The organism is Agromyces sp. Root81 (assembly GCF_001429165.1).
Lineage (GTDB): Bacteria > Actinomycetota > Actinomycetes > Actinomycetales > Microbacteriaceae > Agromyces.
This window is the reverse complement of sequence record NZ_LMIR01000004.1, coordinates 567,032-582,973: the sequence shown is the minus strand read 5'-3', so window position 1 is coordinate 582,973 and position 15,942 is coordinate 567,032. Positions and strand designations below refer to the sequence as shown.

At 70.8% G+C, this 15,942-nt stretch carries 16 protein-coding genes; 9 read left to right on the top strand and 7 right to left on the bottom strand.

Features of this window, described 5'->3' with window-relative positions; genetic code table 11:
* Position 1 precedes the first annotated feature (1 nt).
* The 3 genes from ASE14_RS19575 to ASE14_RS19565 are packed head-to-tail and all read left to right on the top strand — an operon-like array spanning position 2 to position 3,194.
* Positions 2 to 979 (top strand): ribose-phosphate diphosphokinase, encoded by a 978-nt coding sequence (locus ASE14_RS19575; protein ID WP_056659043.1) that lies wholly within the window; start codon positions 2 to 4, stop codon positions 977 to 979.
* An 8-nt stretch (positions 980 to 987) separates the two neighbouring features.
* Positions 988 to 2,688 carry a long-chain-fatty-acid--CoA ligase gene (locus tag ASE14_RS19570; protein ID WP_056659040.1) on the top strand — a complete coding sequence of 567 codons (1,701 nt, stop codon included), beginning with the start codon at positions 988 to 990 and terminating at the stop codon, positions 2,686 to 2,688.
* A gap of 11 nt (positions 2,689 to 2,699) precedes the next feature.
* Positions 2,700 to 3,194, top strand: coding sequence for a hypothetical protein (locus tag ASE14_RS19565; protein ID WP_056659037.1), 495 nt, complete (start codon positions 2,700 to 2,702; stop codon positions 3,192 to 3,194).
* Positions 3,195 to 3,223: 29 nt separating this feature from the next.
* On the opposite strand, the gene ASE14_RS19560 is transcribed toward ASE14_RS19565, so the two are convergent.
* The 4 genes from ASE14_RS19560 to gndA are packed head-to-tail and all read right to left on the bottom strand — an operon-like array spanning position 3,224 to position 5,947.
* Entirely contained in the window at positions 3,224 to 3,589 is a 366-nt protein-coding gene (locus ASE14_RS19560) for a hypothetical protein (protein ID WP_056659034.1), read from the bottom strand.
* Positions 3,586 to 3,924, bottom strand: a complete 339-nt coding sequence (locus ASE14_RS19555) for a DUF202 domain-containing protein (protein WP_056659032.1) — start codon at positions 3,922 to 3,924, stop codon at positions 3,586 to 3,588. Before ASE14_RS19555 ends, ASE14_RS19560 begins: the two co-directional genes overlap by 4 nt.
* A gap of 24 nt (positions 3,925 to 3,948) precedes the next feature.
* Entirely contained in the window at positions 3,949 to 4,302 is a 354-nt protein-coding gene (locus ASE14_RS19550; RefSeq protein ID WP_056659029.1) for a YidH family protein, read from the bottom strand.
* A gap of 43 nt (positions 4,303 to 4,345) precedes the next feature.
* Complete coding sequence (gene gndA, locus ASE14_RS19545; RefSeq protein ID WP_082601083.1) at positions 4,346 to 5,947, bottom strand: NADP-dependent phosphogluconate dehydrogenase; 1,602 nt, start codon at positions 5,945 to 5,947, stop codon at positions 4,346 to 4,348.
* 217 nt (positions 5,948 to 6,164) lie between these two features.
* On the opposite strand from gndA, the gene ASE14_RS19540 reads away from it, so the two are divergent.
* On the top strand, positions 6,165 to 6,803 hold the full coding sequence (locus ASE14_RS19540; protein WP_056659023.1) for a 50S ribosomal protein L25/general stress protein Ctc: 639 nt from the start codon (positions 6,165 to 6,167) through the stop codon (positions 6,801 to 6,803).
* 99 nt (positions 6,804 to 6,902) lie between these two features.
* Positions 6,903 to 7,532: an aminoacyl-tRNA hydrolase gene (gene pth / locus ASE14_RS19535; protein ID WP_056659021.1), complete on the top strand. Its 630-nt coding sequence runs from the start codon at positions 6,903 to 6,905 to the stop codon at positions 7,530 to 7,532.
* Between the two features lie 58 nt (positions 7,533 to 7,590).
* Here pth and ASE14_RS19530 read toward each other — a convergent pair whose 3' ends face one another.
* Complete coding sequence (locus tag ASE14_RS19530; RefSeq protein ID WP_056659018.1) at positions 7,591 to 8,313, bottom strand: RNase H family protein; 723 nt, start codon at positions 8,311 to 8,313, stop codon at positions 7,591 to 7,593.
* A 142-nt stretch (positions 8,314 to 8,455) separates the two neighbouring features.
* Here ASE14_RS19530 and mfd point away from each other — a divergent pair, with 142 nt between their 5' ends.
* The gene (gene mfd / locus ASE14_RS19525) at positions 8,456 to 12,163 is read left to right on the top strand and encodes a transcription-repair coupling factor (RefSeq protein WP_056659015.1); all 3,708 of its coding nucleotides are present in this window, start codon (positions 8,456 to 8,458) and stop codon (positions 12,161 to 12,163) included.
* Between the two features lie 130 nt (positions 12,164 to 12,293).
* On the opposite strand, the gene ASE14_RS19520 is transcribed toward mfd, so the two are convergent.
* Positions 12,294 to 12,590 (bottom strand): hypothetical protein, encoded by a 297-nt coding sequence (locus ASE14_RS19520; RefSeq protein WP_056659012.1) that lies wholly within the window; start codon positions 12,588 to 12,590, stop codon positions 12,294 to 12,296.
* A gap of 20 nt (positions 12,591 to 12,610) precedes the next feature.
* Positions 12,611 to 13,810, bottom strand: a complete 1,200-nt coding sequence (locus ASE14_RS19515) for a Na+/H+ antiporter NhaA (RefSeq protein ID WP_056659009.1) — start codon at positions 13,808 to 13,810, stop codon at positions 12,611 to 12,613.
* A gap of 171 nt (positions 13,811 to 13,981) precedes the next feature.
* Here ASE14_RS19515 and ASE14_RS19510 point away from each other — a divergent pair, with 171 nt between their 5' ends.
* The 3 genes from ASE14_RS19510 to ASE14_RS19500 all read left to right on the top strand — a co-directional run bounded on the left by ASE14_RS19510 (position 13,982) and on the right by ASE14_RS19500 (position 15,905).
* Positions 13,982 to 14,635 (top strand): LysE family transporter, encoded by a 654-nt coding sequence (locus ASE14_RS19510; RefSeq protein WP_056659006.1) that lies wholly within the window; start codon positions 13,982 to 13,984, stop codon positions 14,633 to 14,635.
* Between the two features lie 49 nt (positions 14,636 to 14,684).
* Positions 14,685 to 15,389 carry a MazG family protein gene (locus tag ASE14_RS19505; RefSeq protein WP_056659004.1) on the top strand — a complete coding sequence of 235 codons (705 nt, stop codon included), beginning with the start codon at positions 14,685 to 14,687 and terminating at the stop codon, positions 15,387 to 15,389.
* 75 nt (positions 15,390 to 15,464) lie between these two features.
* A complete protein-coding gene (locus ASE14_RS19500) occupies positions 15,465 to 15,905 on the top strand; it encodes a hypothetical protein (RefSeq protein ID WP_056659001.1) in 441 nt (146 codons plus the stop codon).
* The last annotated feature ends 37 nt before the right edge of the window (positions 15,906 to 15,942 follow it).

Genomic DNA, 15,942 nt, shown 5'->3' with positions numbered 1-15,942 from the left:
CATGTCGGGAATCGAGACCACCGGTTCGAAACGCCTCGTACTCGTGTCGGGGCGGGCGCACCCGTCGCTGGCCACGGAGATCGCCGCCGAACTCGGCGCGGAGCTCGTGCCGACCGATGCGCGCACCTTCGCGAACGGCGAGATCTACGCCCGCTACGACGAGAGCGTGCGCGGGTGCGACGCGTTCGTGATCCAGTCGCACACCTCGCCGATCAACGAGTGGCTCATGGAGCAGCTCATCATGATCGATGCGCTCAAGCGCGCATCGGCCAAGCGCATCACCGTGGTCGCGCCGTTCTACCCCTACGCCCGGCAAGACAAGAAGGGCCGCGGGCGCGAGCCGATCTCGGCCCGCCTCGTCGCCGACCTGTTCAAGGCCGCGGGCGCCGATCGCATCATGTCGATCGACCTGCATGCCGCGCAGATCCAGGGCTTCTTCGACGGCCCCGTCGACCATCTCTTCGCGATGCCCGTGCTGCTCGAGGAGTTCAAGAACTCGCTCGACCCCTCCACGCTCACCGTCGTCTCGCCCGACATGGGCCGTGTGCGCGTCGCCGACATCTGGAGCGACAAGCTCGGCGTTCCGCTCGCCATCATCCACAAGCGTCGCGACCCGTTGGTGCCGAACCAGGTCTCCGTGCACGAGATCATCGGCCCGGTCGAGGGCCGGGTCTGCCTCCTCGTCGACGACCTCATCGACACGGGCCGCACGATCGTGAAGGCCGCCGAGGCGCTGAAGGAGGCCGGCGCCACCGGCGTCGTCGTCGCCGCGACGCACGCGGTGTTCTCCGACCCCGCGACCGAGATCCTGCAGTCCGACTTCATCGACCGCGTCGTCGTCACCGACACCCTGCCGATCCCCGAAGAGAAGCGCTGGGACCGCCTGACGGTGCTGCCCATCGCGCCGCTCCTCGCCCGTGCGATCCACGAGGTCTTCGAAGACGGCTCGGTCACGAGCATGTTCGACGGCGCAGCGTAGGCACGACCATGGCGATCACGACGCCTCGCCCGTGGCTCTCGAGCTACGCCTCGGGGGTGCCGACCGATCTCCCGGCCGAGACGGGCTCGCTCGCCGACCTGATCCGCGGGTCGGCGCAGACCTACCCCGACAACGTCGCGCTCGAGTTCTTCGGCCGCACCACGAGCTACGCCGAGCTCGGCGAGCAGATCGAGCGTGCGGCCGAGGGACTGCGGCTCCTCGGCGTGCAGAAGGGCGACCCGGTCGCACTCGTGCTGCCGAACTGCCCGCAGCACATCGTCGCGTTCTACGCGGTGCTGCGGCTCGGCGCGATCGTGGTCGAGCACAACCCGCTGTACACCCCGCGTGAGCTCCGCCACCAGTTCGAAGACCACGGGGCGCGCGTCGTCATCGCCTGGAACAACGTCGTCGAGACCATCCAGGAGTTCCCGGCGGATGTCGCGGTGCAGACGATCATCTCGGTCGACGTGACCCGGGCGATGCCCTTCACGATGCGGGCGATGCTGCGCCTGCCGATCGCGAAGGCCCGCGAATCGCGCGCCGCCCTCACGGCGAGCGTGCGCGGCACGACGCCGTGGGAGAAGATCGTCGGCGCCGACCCGATCGACGAGCACATCATCGGGCCCTCGGTCTCCGACGTGGCCGTGATCCAGTACACGAGCGGCACGACCGGCAGCCCGAAGGGCGCGACGCTCACGCACGGCAACCTCGGCGCGAACGCGGCCCAGGCTCGCGCGTGGGTGCCCGAGATCGAACGCGGCACCTCGGTCGTCTACGCGGTGCTGCCGATGTTCCACGCCTACGGGCTCACGCTCTGCCTCACCTTCGCGATGAGCATGGGCGCCCGCCTCGTGCTGTTCCCGAAGTTCGATCCCGACCTCGTGCTGAAGGTCGTGAAGCGGCATCCGCCGACCTTCCTGCCTGCTGTGCCGCCGATCTACGACCGGCTCACGAAGGCCGCGGTCGCCGAGGGCGTCTCGCTCGACGGCATCCGCATCGCGATCTCGGGCGCCATGCCGCTCTCGGCCGATGTGGTCGAGCCGTGGGAGGCCCAGACCGGCGGGTACCTCGTCGAGGGCTACGGCCTCTCGGAGTGCTCGCCGGTGCTCATGGCGAATCCGGTCGCCCCGAACCGCAAGGCCGGGACCGTCGGACTGCCACTGCCCTCGACCGAGGTGCGCGTCGTCGACCCCGAATCGCCCGACACCGACGTCGCCACCGGCGCCGAGGGGGAGCTCATCGTGCGCGGCCCGCAGGTCTTCTCCGGATACTGGAAGAAGCCCGAGGAGACCGAGGCCGTCTTCGTTCCGGCCACCGACGGCGGCGCCGACTGGTATCGCACCGGCGACATCGTCTCGATCGACGACGAGGGCTTCGTGCGCATCGTCGACCGCATCAAGGAACTCATCATCACGGGCGGCTTCAACGTCGCACCGAGCGAGGTCGAGGAGGCGCTGCGGGCGCACCCCGACGTCGAGGAGGCCGCGGTCGTGGGCCTGCCCGACGAGCACTCGGGCGAGCAGGTCGTGGCAGTGGTCGTGCTGCGCGACGGCGCAACGCTCGACGAGGCGGCGCTGCGGGACTTCGCCCGTGACGGACTCACGCCCTACAAGGTGCCCAAGCGCGTCGTGCAGGCCGACGAGCTCCCGAAGTCGCTCATCGGCAAGGTGCTGCGCCGCGAAGTGCGCAACGGCCTGCTGAACGGCTGAGGAGGGCCGCCATGTCGTTCCTCTCCGCTGAGACGGCCCGTGCTCTCGCCGAGCTCGTGGCCCTCGACGCACTGCACGGCGACGTCTCCGACGACGAGTCGGATGCCTCGCCGCTCGAGCGGCTCCGAGGCATCCGCTCGCTCGTCGCCGCCCTCGAGGCCGATCCGGCGACGCTCGCCTCGGTGCGCGACGCGCTGGCCGCCGGGCGCAGCTGGGACGAGATCGCGGATGCCGCGGGCCTCAGCCCCTCGGCGGCGAAGTACCGGTGGGCGGGCGACGACGACGAGATCGAGGCCAGGCACGAGGCGAGCCGCAAGCGGAAGCGCGAACGCCCGTCGAGCGTGCCGACCGATCTGCCCGGACTCTCGGTCTCCGAAGCCGCCGCCCGGCTCGGCGTGACGCCGCAGGCGATCTACCAGCGGGCCACGCGCGGGCTGATGGAGGTCAAGACCGTGGAACTTCCCGACGGGCGCACCTACAAGCGGGTGTTCCTGCCCGAGGCGTGAGCCGCGGAAGCGGCTCGCGCACGCCGTGCTCAGACGTCGCGCTCCTCGGGATCGATCGGGCGGGGTGCGCCCGGAAGCAGGCCGAGTTCGGCGATGAGCGTCTCGACGCCGGTGTCGCCGACCGAAAAGCACTGCCAGCCCGGCCCGCCACGGCCGAAGAGCTCGAAGGCGACGCGGGCGCCCGCGGCATCCGTGTCGAACTGGGCGGCGTAGACCGCGCAGGCGCGCTGCGCGGCCGATCGGGCCGTGCCGAAGACCGACAGCACGACGGGCAGCAGCATGGCGCAGAGCGCGACGAGCACGGTGATGCGGATGGCGCGCCGCCGCCGATCGCCGTAGACCGGCCCGCGGCCGTCGTCATCGTCGCCCACGAGTTCGGGGTGCGGCTCGCTCATGATCCACCACCCGCGAAGATCGATGCGATGCCGCCGACGCTCGCGAGCAGGGTCGCCGCAGCGACCCCCGCCAGCGCCCCGCGCGGGGGAGTGATCACGAGCCGGTGCCCCGAGAGCTGCCTGCGACGCACCGTGCCGACGGCGACGGCCGCCCCGGATGCCGCGAACAGCACGGCGCCGACGACCACGAGCGAGGGCTCGCCCACGACGAAGCCCGCGCGCATCGAGAGCAGCGCGTTGACTGCGAGCGTCAGCGCGGTGCGGCTCCAGGCGAGGGCGGTGCGCTCGGGCTGGAGCCCCGGATCGCCCGTTGCGGGAACGCTGTACGCCGTCATGTCAGCCGGTCACCCGTTCGGCGCTCACGTCACGAGGAGCAGCACCACGAGCACTGCGCTCGTCAGGAGGCAGACCGCGGCCAGGCCGGGCAGCACCCAGCTGAACGGCAGCGGCCGGCCGTTGCGGATCGCGATCTCGTTGCCGCGCCAGCGGGTGTACGACACGACGCTGAGCACCGCAGCGACGACGCCGAGCCCGGTCGACAGCACCGTGACGACGAGTCGGGGATCGAGTTCGGTCGCGAACTGGTGCAACAGCACACCGCCCGCGAGGAGCGCGAGTGCCGTGCGGATCCAGGCGAGGAAGGTGCGCTCGTTGGCCAGCGTGAACCGGTAATCGGGCTCTTCGCCCTCTTCACGCCACTTCGGCTCGCCCATACCTGCTCGCCTGCTCCCCGTTCCCTGCCCGGTTCGCCTGCCCTCAGTGCGAGGACGGGGTGGTCTCGATCTCCGAGCGGTCGCCCGACCAGAGCGTGTGGAACACGCCGGGCTTGTCGACCCGCTTGTAGGTGTGCGCGCCGAAGAAGTCGCGCTGGCCCTGCACGAGCGCCGCGGGCAGACGGGTCGCGCGGAGGCCGTCGTAGTAGGCGAGCGACGAGGAGAACGCGGGCGTCGGGATGCCGGACTGCGCCGCGATCGCGACCACCCGTCGCCACGCCTCCTGCGCGCCGGCGACGGCGTCGCGGAAGTACGGGGCGACGACGAGGGCGACGAGCGCGGGGTCGTCGGCGTAGGCGTCGGCGATGCGGTTGAGGAAGCGGGCGCGGATGATGCATCCGGCGCGCCAGATCTTGGCGATGTCGCCCTTCTTCACGTCCCAGCCGTACTGCTCGGCGCCGGCGATGATCTCATCGAAGCCCTGCGAGTAGGCGATGATCTTCGACGCGTAGAGCGCGAGGCGCACGTCTTCGATGAAGGCGTCGGCGTCGTCGACGGTGAACGCCGCGGCGGGGCCGGGCAGGTCGACGGATGCCTCGCGCTGCGCGCGCTTCGAGGAGAGGCTGCGGGCGAAGACCGCCTCGGCGATGCCCGAGGTCGGCACGCCGAGGTCGAGGGCGTTCTGCACGGTCCAGGCGCCGGTTCCCTTGGCGCCGGCCTCGTCGAGGATGACGTCGACGAGCGGCTGGCCCGTCGCGGCATCCGTCTGGCGCAGCACCTCCGCGGTGATCTCGATGAGGTAGCTCTCGAGCTCGCCCGTGTTCCACTCGGCGAAGATGTCGGCGATCTCGGCGGGGGACTTGCCGGTGCCCTGTCGGATGAGGTCGTAGGCCTCGGCGATGAGCTGCATGTCGGCGTACTCGATGCCGTTGTGCACCATCTTGACGAAGTGGCCGGCGCCGTCGGTGCCGACATGGGTGACGCACGGCTCGCCCTCGGCGACGGCGGCGATCGAGGCGAGGATCGGGCCGAGCGTCTCGTAGGACTCGGCCGAACCGCCCGGCATGATCGACGGGCCGTTCAGCGCGCCCTCTTCGCCGCCCGAGATGCCGGTGCCGACGAAGTGGATGCCGGTGGGGGCGATCTCGCCCTCGCGGCGGATCGTGTCGTGGAAGTTCGCGTTGCCGCCGTCGACGATGATGTCGCCCGGCTCGAAGCGGGCGACGAGTTCGGAGATGACCGCATCGGTGCCCGTGCCCGCCTGCACCATGATGATCGCCGTGCGGGGCTTCGCGAGCGAGGCGACGAAGTCGTCGTAGCTCTCGGACGCGACGAACCCGGCCTCGGGGTGCTCGGTCGTCAGCGTGCGCGTGCGCTCGGGCGAGCGGTTGAACACGGCGACCGTGTTGCCCTCGCGGCTCGCGAGGTTGCGGGCGAGGTTCGACCCCATGACCGCGAGGCCGACGACGCCGATGTTTGCAGAAGGGGTGACAGGCACGGAGATCTCCTCGACACAGGGATGGGTTCGGCTTCCAGCGTACTGTGAGCGGCCCTCACCGTTACGCGGCGCTGCAGCGCGGTGTTGCAGAGCGGCGCTGCCGAGCGGGCTCGCGCGCTGTGCACGGGCCGGGCTGGTAGACTGCATGGTCGGTCACGTGCACCTCTGGCGCACTTGACCGTGAACTTCGGCGAGGGAGGCCCGGGGTCGTCCGCGTGAGCGGGCGCGACGGGCATCCGTGATCGACGCGGTAGGAGCAGGCTCCACGGCTTTTCCTCACGCTTCTGCGCAGTTCGACTGCGCGCGTTCGAGTCGAAAACAACAGACACACGATCTGGGCCGCGAGCCCGCAAGGAGAGACATCATGGACGAAGACAACAAGGTCGTCGCAGACATCCGCGAATCGTTCGGCAAGGGCGCTGCCCGCAAGCTGCGCGCCACCGGCAAGATCCCCGCCGTCGTCTACGGTCACGGCACCGACCCGCAGCACGTCGCGCTGCCCGCGCACCAGATCGGCCTGATCCTGCGCAAGGCGAACGCCGTGCTCGACCTGCAGATCGACGGCAAGAGCCAGCTCGCCCTCGTCAAGGACGTGCAGAAGGACCCGGTGCACCAGGTCATCGAGCACCTCGACCTCATCGTCATCAAGAAGGGCGAGAAGGTCCAGGTCGAGGTCCCCGTGCACGTCGAGGGCGAGACCGCCGCCGGCACGATCGCCGACCTCGACCTGCACACGCTGTCGCTCGAGGTCGAGGCGACCCACATCCCCGAGAACGTCGTCGTCAGCGTCGATGGCCTCGAAGAGGGCACCCAGATCCACGCCGGCGCCATCGTGCTGCCCAAGGGCGCGACGCTCCTCACCGACGCCGAGGCGCTCGTCATCAACGTGCACACGCCCCAGAAGGTCGACCTCGGCGAGGAGGCCGCTGAGGCCGCTGCCGAGGGCGAGACGACCGAGGAAGCCGCAGCCGAAGAGGCCGCCGCCGCCGAGTCGGCCGAGTAGCACTCGAACCACCGCGACGGGGCCCCGCCTCCCGCATCCGGGTACGCTCGGACTGCGGGGCGCGGGGCCTCGCCCGTTCCACACACGCTCGGAGGCTCGATGGGAATCCTCGACCTGCTGCGCCCGCGCCGGAAGGACGACGCCGTGCCCCAGAACACCTGGCTCGTGGTCGGCCTCGGCAACCCCGGGGCCCAGTACGCCGGCAACCGGCACAACGTCGGCCAGATGGTCGCCGACGAGCTCGCCGAGCGCATCGGCGCGCCCTTCAAGAGCCACAAGACGCCGTCGCGCGTGGCCGAGGGCTTCCTCCGCCCCGGCGGCCCGAAGCTCGTGATCGCCAAGCCCAACAGCTACATGAACACCTCGGGCGGGCCGGTCGCTGCGCTCCTGAAGTTCTACTCGCTGACCCCCGAGCAGCTCATCGTCGTGCACGACGAGCTCGACCTGCCGTTCGACACCGTTCGACTGAAGCAGGGCGGCGGGCACGGCGGGCACAACGGCCTCCGCGACATCCAGAAGGCGACGGATGCCGCGCCGTTCCTGCGCGTGCGCGTCGGCATCGGCCGCCCGCCCGGGCGTCAGGACGCTGCGGACTTCGTGCTCAAGGACTTCTCGAGCACCGAGCGCGCGGCCCTGCCGAACCTGCTGTCGGATGCCGCGGACGCCGTCGAGGCGGTCGCGAGCGACGGTCTCGTGGCGGCCCAGCAGCGATTCCACGCGCCGAGCTGATCGGACGCCGGTCGCGCGCTGAGCGCGGCCCGATCGCGCGACAGCCGGAACCCGGCGATCAGATGAGCCCGCGGAGGAACTCCTCTGGTGACAGCCCCACTGCCTGGGCGCGAACGCGCAGGCGGTCGATCTCTTCGGTGGAGAGCTCGAGTCTGACGCTGTGCCAGGCCTCGGGTTCCTCGTCGAGGCTGAACAGCGCGTCGTCGAGCTCGGGCTCGGCGACCACGAAGTCGGGTGCGCCGAGGTCGACCGGGGCGCCGGGGTCGAACGATGCCGTCTCGCGGGCAGCCTGCACCGGTGCCGGCGTGCCGTCTTCGCAGTCACTGCTCCACCCGGGGCCCGCCGGAACCTCGCGGCCGCGCTGGTAGGCCTCGGCGACGGCGCGGGCACGCGTGTCGGCCGCTTCGTTGAGCGGGTGGCCGATGTGGCCCTTCACCCACTCGAAGCGGTATCGCCGGCCGGCGATGGCCTCGTCGATCTCCTGCAGCAGCTCGACGTTCATGACCGGCTTGCCGTCGGCCTTGCGCCAGCCCTTGCGCTTCCAGCCGGGCATCCACTTCGTCACCGAGTTGATCACGTACTGGCTGTCGCACTGCACGAGCAGCTCCTCGTCGAGGTGCGCCGTCGCGCGGAAGAGCTCGAGCACGGCCTTCAGCTCGCCCTGGTTGTTGGTCGCGTGCTTCCACCCGCCGGCCGCCCAGCAGGAGTCGTCGACGTACCAGGCCCAGCCTGCTGGGCCGGGGTTTCCGAGGGCGGATCCGTCGGCGGCGGCGGTGATCATTGCGGAGGGCCTCCTGGCGTTTCGTCTGCGGCGCCCATCGTATCGGCCGGCACCGATACTTGCGGGTTGAGGAGCGAGCGAAGCGAGCGTCTCGAAACCAGCCTGAGTGAGGCCTGTCGGATGCGCCGCGTAGACTCGACGGGTGAACCTCCAGGGCTTTCTCACGGCGCTTTCGCGTGCCGAAACCGTCGATGCAGCGCTCGCCGAAGCCCAGCGGAACGCAGACTTCTCGGCGCCGGCCGGTCTCGACGCCCCGCTCCTCGCCGGCCTGCTTCAGCGCCGCAGCGAGGCCGGCCTGCCGCCCGCGCTGCTCGTCATCACCGCCACGAGTCGCGAGGGCGAGTCGCTGCGCGCCTCGCTCGCGCCGTACCTGCCCGATGCCGAGCTCATCGAGTTCCCGGCATGGGAGACGCTGCCGCACGAGCGGCTGAGTCCCTCGGCCGAGACGGTCGGCCGACGGCTCCATGCCCTGAGGCGCATGCACGACTGGGCTGCGGACGGCTCGCGGCATCCGCTCGTCGTCGTCGCCTCGGTGCGCGCCGCACTGCAGCCCCTCGCCGACAACCTCGCGGCGCTCGACCCCATCGAGCTCGTCGCCGGCGGGCGCGGGTACGACCTCGCCGACCTCGCCGTGCAGCTCGTCGATCTCGCGTATGCGCGCGTCGACATGGTCGCCCGCCGCGGCGAGTTCGCACTGCGCGGCGGCATCCTCGACGTGTTCCCGCCCACCGCCGACCACCCGGTGCGCGTCGAGTTCTTCGGCGACGAGGTCGAGGAGCTGCGCGCGTTCTCGGTCGCCGACCAGCGCTCCCTGCCCGACGTCGTCGAGCGCGTGACCCTCCCCCCGAGTCGCGAGCTGCTGCTCACCGAGCCGGTGCGGCAGCGCGCCCGCGAGATGGTGCACGAGTTCCCGAGCCTCGCGGGGCTGCTCGAGAAGGTCTCGGAGGGCATCCCGGTCGAGGGCATGGAGTCGCTGGCCCCCGCACTGCTCGAACGACTCGTGCCGCTCTCGCACTACCTGCCGCGGGGCGCCGCGATCGCCGTGCTCGAGCCCGAGCGGGTCGCCGGCCGTGCGGTCAACCTCGGCGAGACGAACCGCGAGTTCCTCGCCGCGGCATGGAACGCCGCGACCGTCGGCGCCGCCGCGCCCATCGACCTCGCGGCCGGTGACTTCCTCACCGTGCGCCGGCTTCGGGATGCCGCGCTGTTCAGCGCGCCGGGCGAGCCCGACCCGCAGCGCGTGTGGTGGAACTTCTCGGGCTTCGACATGGGCGACGCCGCCGAGATCGTCGCCGCTGCGGGCGGCGAGGCCGAGGCGCACCTGACCGGGGCATCCGCGACCGTGCGCCTCGCGGCGAACGCGATGCCGAGCTTCCAGGGCAACGTGGCCGGCGCCGTCGATCATGCGGCCGAACGCCTGCGCGACGGGTGGGCGCTCGTCGTGGCATCCGCCGGTCACGGTCTCGTCGAGCGGGCGCGCGACGTGCTCGCTGAGGCGGGACTCGCGGCCCGGCTCGTCGACGCGGTGCCCGCCGAACTCGAAGCCGGCGTGGCCTATCTCGTGCAGGCCGACGCCGCGCACGGCTACGAGGTGCCGGCGGTCAAACTCGGGCTCATCGCCGAGTCGGAGTTCTACGGGCGCGCCGCCGGGTACGACGCCCGTCAGGGCAAGAAGCTCGCGAGCCGGCGCCGCAACGTCGTCGACCCGCTGCAGCTGAAGGCCGGAGACTTCGTCGTGCACCAGACGCACGGCATCGGCAAGTTCATCGAGATGGTGCAGCGCGAGGTCGCGACCGGTGCGCGGCCGACCGGTCCGAGCCGCACCGCGGGCATCCAGCAGCAGCCCACTGCGGTGCGCGAGTACCTCGTCATCGAGTACGCGCCGTCGAAGCGCGGGCATGCCGGCGACCGGCTCTTCGTGCCGACCGACCAGCTCGACCTGCTCTCGCGCTACGTCGGCGGCGAGGCGCCGTCGCTCTCGAAGATGGGCGGCAGCGACTGGGCGCAGGCCAAGGGGCGTGCACGCAAGGCCGTGCGCGACATCGCCGTCTCGCTCGTGAAGCTCTACTCGGCGCGCATGGCGTCGAAGGGGCACGCATTCGGGCCCGACACCCCGTGGCAGCACGAGCTCGAAGAGGCGTTCCCGTTCACCGAGACGCCCGACCAGGTGCAGACCATCGACGAGGTCAAGGCCGACATGGAGCGGTCGATCCCCATGGACCGTCTGCTCGCCGGCGACGTCGGCTTCGGCAAGACCGAGGTCGCAGTGCGCGCCGCGTTCAAGGCGATCCAAGACGGCAAGCAGGTCGCGATGCTCGTGCCGACCACCCTGCTCGTCAAGCAGCACTTCGAGACCTTCAGCGAGCGGTTCGCGGGCTTCCCCGTGCACGTGCGCGCGCTCAGCCGGTTCCAGACCGACAAGGAGGCGCGCGAGACGATCGCGGGGCTCGCCGACGGCACGGTCGACCTGGTGATCGGCACGCACCGCATCCTCACCGAGACGGTGAAGTTCAAGGACGTGGGCCTCGTCATCATCGACGAGGAGCAGCGATTCGGCGTCGAGCACAAGGACGCGCTGAAGAAGCTGAAGACGAACGTCGACATCCTCGCGATGAGCGCGACGCCGATTCCGCGTTCGCTCGAGATGGCGGTCACCGGCATCCGCGAGATGTCGACGCTGGCGACGCCGCCCGAGGACCGGCACCCGATTCTCACCTTCGTGGGGCCGTACTCCGAGCAGCAGGTCGGTGCGGCGATCCGGCGCGAGATGCTGCGCGAAGGCCAGGTCTTCTTCGTGCACAACCGGGTGTCGTCGATCAACCGCGTCGCAGCCCAGCTCGCCGAGCTCGTGCCCGAGGCGCGCATCGCCGTGGCCCACGGCCAGCTCAACGAGCACGTGCTCGAGCAGATCGTGGTCGACTTCTGGGAGCGCAAGTTCGACGTGCTCGTCTCGACGACCATCATCGAGACCGGCCTCGACATCTCCAATGCCAACACGATCATCATCGACCGGGCCGACAAGTACGGCCTCTCGCAGCTGCACCAGTTGCGCGGCCGTGTGGGTCGTGGTCGCGAGCGGGCGTACGCGTACTTCCTCTACGACCCGGCGAAGCCGCTTTCCGAGACCGCGCACGACCGCCTGTCGACGATCGCGGCCAACAACGAGCTCGGCAGCGGCATGCAGGTCGCGCTGAAGGACCTCGAGATCCGAGGCGCGGGCAACCTGCTCGGCGCCGAGCAGGCCGGTCACATCGCGGGCGTCGGCTTCGACCTCTACCTGCGCATGATCGGCGAGGCGGTCTCCGCATTCCGCGGCGATGTGGCGACCGGCCAGACCGAGCTCCGGCTCGAGCTGCCCGTCGACGCGCACATCCCCGAGGACTACGTGGACTCCGAGCGGCTGCGACTCGAGGCCTACCAGAAGCTCTCGGCCGCGAGCGGCCCGGCCGCGAAAGACGGCCAGATCGACCAGGTCGTCGACGAGCTCGTCGACCGGTACGGAGAACCGCCCGAGCAGGTCAAGCACCTCGTGGCCATCTCGCGGCTGCGTCGGGAGGCGCAGCGGGCGGGGCTCTCCGACGTCATCGCGACGGGCTCGAAGCTGCGCATCGCACCCGCGAACATCCCCGACTCGCGCCGCGTGCGCCTCGAGCGCATGTACCCGGGGGCCAAGCACTTCGCCCAGAACGACGTGATCCTCGTGCCGTTCCCCGTGACGAACGGCGAACTGCCGAGCGATGCCGACCTCATCGACTGGGTGTCGCGGCTGATCATCGCGATCTTCCCGATCCCGGAGGCGCCGGCGGCGGATGCGCCGGGGCAGGCGTCAGCCGCAGCTTCCGGCAGCTGAGTCCGCCCGCGGCGTCGAGGCGCCGCCACAGGTTCGGAGATCTGCGCGATTTCGGAGCCGAGCCGACCGGCGGACCCGAACCTGCGCAGATCTCCGAGATCGTGACGAAGATCGTCGACGGGGCCGCCGGCTAGACCTTCAGGTGACCCCACTCGGCGAGGAACTCCTCGACCGACATGCGCTCGAGGTCGGCGTTGATCGCACGCAGCAGGGCATCAGCCTCATCGAGCGACCCGGCGCGCGTGCGGATCACCGGAGCATCGGTGCTCGTGCGCAGGACGACGAGATCGGCGATCGACGGCCCACCGAGACCTGTCGCCTCGCCCGCGATGAGCAGCGCGGTGTGCCAGGCCTTGCCGAGCCCCCGACGGCGGGTCTCCTGGAGTTCGGCGCGAAGGAACCGGGCGGCGGGCGTGCTGTCGCTCATCGTTCGAGTCTGGCACGCGCTCAGCGCGAGAACGCCCCGCCGACGCCGGCGTGGCCGCCGTGCCGCTTGTAGTGACGCGAGCGCAGGCTCACGACGACGGCTGAGACGACGATCGCGACGCCCGAGCCGAGCAGCACCGCGAGCGTGCCCTCGTCGGCGACCTCGGGCAGTCCGACGAAGGCGAGCTCGTTCATGAGCAGCGACACGGTGAACCCGATGCCGCCGAGCGCGCCGACGACGAACAGGTCGCCGAGGGTGAGCGGCGTGCCCGAGCGGCGTCGCGCGACGAGTGCGCCGAGGCCGCCCGCCACCATGATGCCGATGATCTTGCCCACCGGCAGCCCGATGAGGATGCCCCAGAACGCCGGGTCGAGCTCGCTCGGCTGCACCTGCGGCACGGCGACCATCGCCGCCGAGAAGGCGAAGAGCGGCAGGATGACGCCGTTGGACCACGGCTCGAGCGCGTGTACCGCCCGGCCGCCCGGGCGACGCGCCATGACGAGGCCGAGGGCGACGCCCGCGATCGTCGCGTGCACGCCCGACTGGTAGACGAAGTACCAGGCGAGCGCACCGAGCACGATCAGCACCAGCGCGATCGGCCACTGCGGCCTGCGCGAGAGGATCCACGCCGAGCGCGGCTTCATCATGCGGCTCACCGCGCCGAACAGCGCGATCGCGATGCCCGCGAATCCGATCGACGCGAGGTTCGCGTCGGCGGTGAAGAAGAACGCGATGATCAGGATCGCGATGAGGTCGTCGAGCACCGCGAGGGCGAGGAGGAACACGCGCACGCGCGTGGGGATCCAGGTGCCGAACATGGCGAGCACCCCGAGTGCGAAGGCGATGTCGGTCGCGGTGGGGATGGGCCATCCGTCGACCGTCTCGGTGCCCGCCGTGAAGGCGAAGAAGATGAGGGCCGGCACGACGACCCCGCCGATCGCGGCGATCGCCGGCAGCAGGGCCTTGGACAGGCTGTTGAGCTCGCCGATGACGAGCTCGCGCTTCAGCTCGACCGCGACGATGAAGAAGAAGACCGCGAGCAGGCCGTCGCTGATCCAGTGGCCGGCCGAGAGGTCGAGGCCGAGCCATGGCAGGTCGATGTGCGCGTTCTTCAGCTCGATGAGCGCCGGCCCGAACGACAGGTTCGCGACCAGGAGGCCGAGCACGGCGGCGATGAGGAGGAGGGCGGCGGCCCAGCGCTCGGAGCGGAGGAAGTTCATGTGTGGGACTCCAGTTCGGAGATCGCGTGCACGAGCTGCGCGGAGCAGGGCTGCGACGTCGACGGTGAGTGACGACGGTCTCCCGTCGGCCGACCAGACTTCCCGGCGCTCCTCGGGCCAGTCTACGGGCGATGCGCGTTCGCGACCGGTTGCCGCGCCTACGCTGGTGCGGTGACACTCTCGCTCTGGGCGACGCTCCTCGCTGCCTGTTTCGTCATCAGCTTCACCCCGGGCGCGGGCGCGATCAACACGATGGGCAACTCCCTGAACGTGGGTTTCCGTCGCTCGATCTGGGGCATCCTCGGCCAGCAGACCGCCCTCATCGTGCACATCCTGATCGTCGCCGCCGGCGTCGGAGTCGTCGTCGCCGGATCGCCGGTCGCATTCGAGGTCATCCGCTACGCGGGCGCCGCCTACCTCGTCTACCTCGGCATCCGGCAACTGCTCGCGAAGCCGCAGCCGCCCTCCGATGCCGACGACGGCGAAGCGGATGCCTCACGGCCGGCGCCGACGGCGGGCTCCGAGTCGCGCTGGTCGATGTTCCGCAGGGGTCTCTGGGTGAACCTCCTGAACCCCAAGGCGATCGTCTTCTTCCTCGCGTTCCTGCCGCAGTTCATCCGGCCCGATCTGCCGCTCCTTCCGCAGTACCTGATCGTCGGCCTGACCGTCGTGGTCGTCGACGTGATCGTGATGTGGGGCTTCTTCGCGGCGGCGGCGCACAGCATGCGGCGGTTCACCCGTTCCGTGCGCGGCCAGCGCGCGTTGAACGGCGTCTTCGGGGCGCTGTTCATCGCCGTCGGCGTGCTGCTCGCGGTCGTGCACTGAGGGCGTTCGGCCGACGCCGTCGCGTCGGGTGTGCACCTAGGCTGCCGGTATGAGCGCAGCGCACCCCGGACTGGACGAACTCATCGACACCGTGGCCCTGCTCCGTGCTCCGGGCGGCTGCCCCTGGGATGCCGAGCAGACGCACGAGAGCCTCGTTCAGTACCTCGTCGAGGAGAGCTGGGAGCTCATCGACGCGATCGAGTCGGGCAGTCGCGAGGAGATGATCGAAGAGCTCGGAGACGTGCTGTACCAGGTGCTCTTCCACGCCGACCTCGCCGCACACGCCGACGGCGAGCGCTTCGACATCGACGACGTCGCGCGGCACATGACGGCCAAGATGGTGTCGCGGCATCCGCACGTCTTCGGCGATCGCGAGGCCGAGACCGCCGCCGACGTCGTCGCCTTCTGGGACGACCTCAAGGCCGACGAGAAGCCGCACCGCACGAGCGTGCTCGACGGCATCCCGCGCGGCATGCCGGCCCTCGCGCTCGCGCAGAAAGTGCTCGGCAAGGCCGAGAAGGTGGGCGTGACGGATGCCTCGGCGCCCGCGTCGGCCGCTCCTGCACCGCCCGCTCCCGCGGCGCCCGCTCCCGCGGCGCTCGCGCCCGCCACGGAGGACGAGCTCGGCCGGGTGCTGCTCGGGCTCGTGGCATCCGCTCGCTCGCAGGGCCTCGACGCCGAGCGGGCGCTGCGCACCGCCGTGCGCGCCCTCGAAGCCGAGGTGCGCGCAGCCGAGGCGCCCGGCGACGCCTGAATCGCAGCCGGCGAAGGCTCGCGGAACTCGCGGCGCGGGCGTACCGTCGGACGAAACGCCGCCGAAGGGGGAGCCATGGGCATCGAGGACTGGCGGCTCGAGGAGTTCTTCGACGTCTACGCGGCGGCGCAGCGCGACTTCGACGCCGACGCCACCGCACGCCTCTGGGGGCTGCCGGGCATGGTGATCACCGACGAGTTCGCCGGGGCGCTCGAGAGCCGCGCCGACATGGCGACCGGGCTCTCGTCGTCGTATCCGCTCTACCGCCGGCTCGGCTTCGAATCGATCGTGCCCGAGCTGCGCGCCGTGAGCGCGCTCACCGACGTCATCTCGATGGTCCGCGTGCGCTGGAGCTACCTCGATGCGAGCGACGAACTGATCGTGACGAGCGACGTCGAGTACCTCGTGCGCGACGACGCGGACGGCCTGCGGATCTACCTCGCCGTCGGCATCGACGAGGCCGACGCGCTGCGCCGGGCTGCTGCGGCGAAGGGCATCGAGCTCGACGCGGGCTAGGTGCGAACGGCGACCGGCCGGCCCGCGCCGCGATCGA

Coding starts and splice junctions, on each gene's coding strand:
- ASE14_RS19575 (WP_056659043.1), top strand. CDS start 2: ATGTCGGGAATCGAGACCACCGGTTCGAAACGCCTCGTACTCGTGTCG.
- ASE14_RS19570 (WP_056659040.1), top strand. CDS start 988: ATGGCGATCACGACGCCTCGCCCGTGGCTCTCGAGCTACGCCTCGGGG.
- ASE14_RS19565 (WP_056659037.1), top strand. CDS start 2,700: ATGTCGTTCCTCTCCGCTGAGACGGCCCGTGCTCTCGCCGAGCTCGTG.
- ASE14_RS19560 (WP_056659034.1), bottom strand. CDS start 3,589: ATGAGCGAGCCGCACCCCGAACTCGTGGGCGACGATGACGACGGCCGC.
- ASE14_RS19555 (WP_056659032.1), bottom strand. CDS start 3,924: ATGACGGCGTACAGCGTTCCCGCAACGGGCGATCCGGGGCTCCAGCCC.
- ASE14_RS19550 (WP_056659029.1), bottom strand. CDS start 4,302: ATGGGCGAGCCGAAGTGGCGTGAAGAGGGCGAAGAGCCCGATTACCGG.
- gndA (WP_082601083.1), bottom strand. CDS start 5,947: ATGCAGTCTACCAGCCCGGCCCGTGCACAGCGCGCGAGCCCGCTCGGC.
- ASE14_RS19540 (WP_056659023.1), top strand. CDS start 6,165: ATGGACGAAGACAACAAGGTCGTCGCAGACATCCGCGAATCGTTCGGC.
- pth (WP_056659021.1), top strand. CDS start 6,903: ATGGGAATCCTCGACCTGCTGCGCCCGCGCCGGAAGGACGACGCCGTG.
- ASE14_RS19530 (WP_056659018.1), bottom strand. CDS start 8,313: ATGATCACCGCCGCCGCCGACGGATCCGCCCTCGGAAACCCCGGCCCA.
- ASE14_RS19520 (WP_056659012.1), bottom strand. CDS start 12,590: ATGAGCGACAGCACGCCCGCCGCCCGGTTCCTTCGCGCCGAACTCCAG.
- ASE14_RS19515 (WP_056659009.1), bottom strand. CDS start 13,810: ATGAACTTCCTCCGCTCCGAGCGCTGGGCCGCCGCCCTCCTCCTCATC.
- ASE14_RS19505 (WP_056659004.1), top strand. CDS start 14,685: ATGAGCGCAGCGCACCCCGGACTGGACGAACTCATCGACACCGTGGCC.
- ASE14_RS19500 (WP_056659001.1), top strand. CDS start 15,465: ATGGGCATCGAGGACTGGCGGCTCGAGGAGTTCTTCGACGTCTACGCG.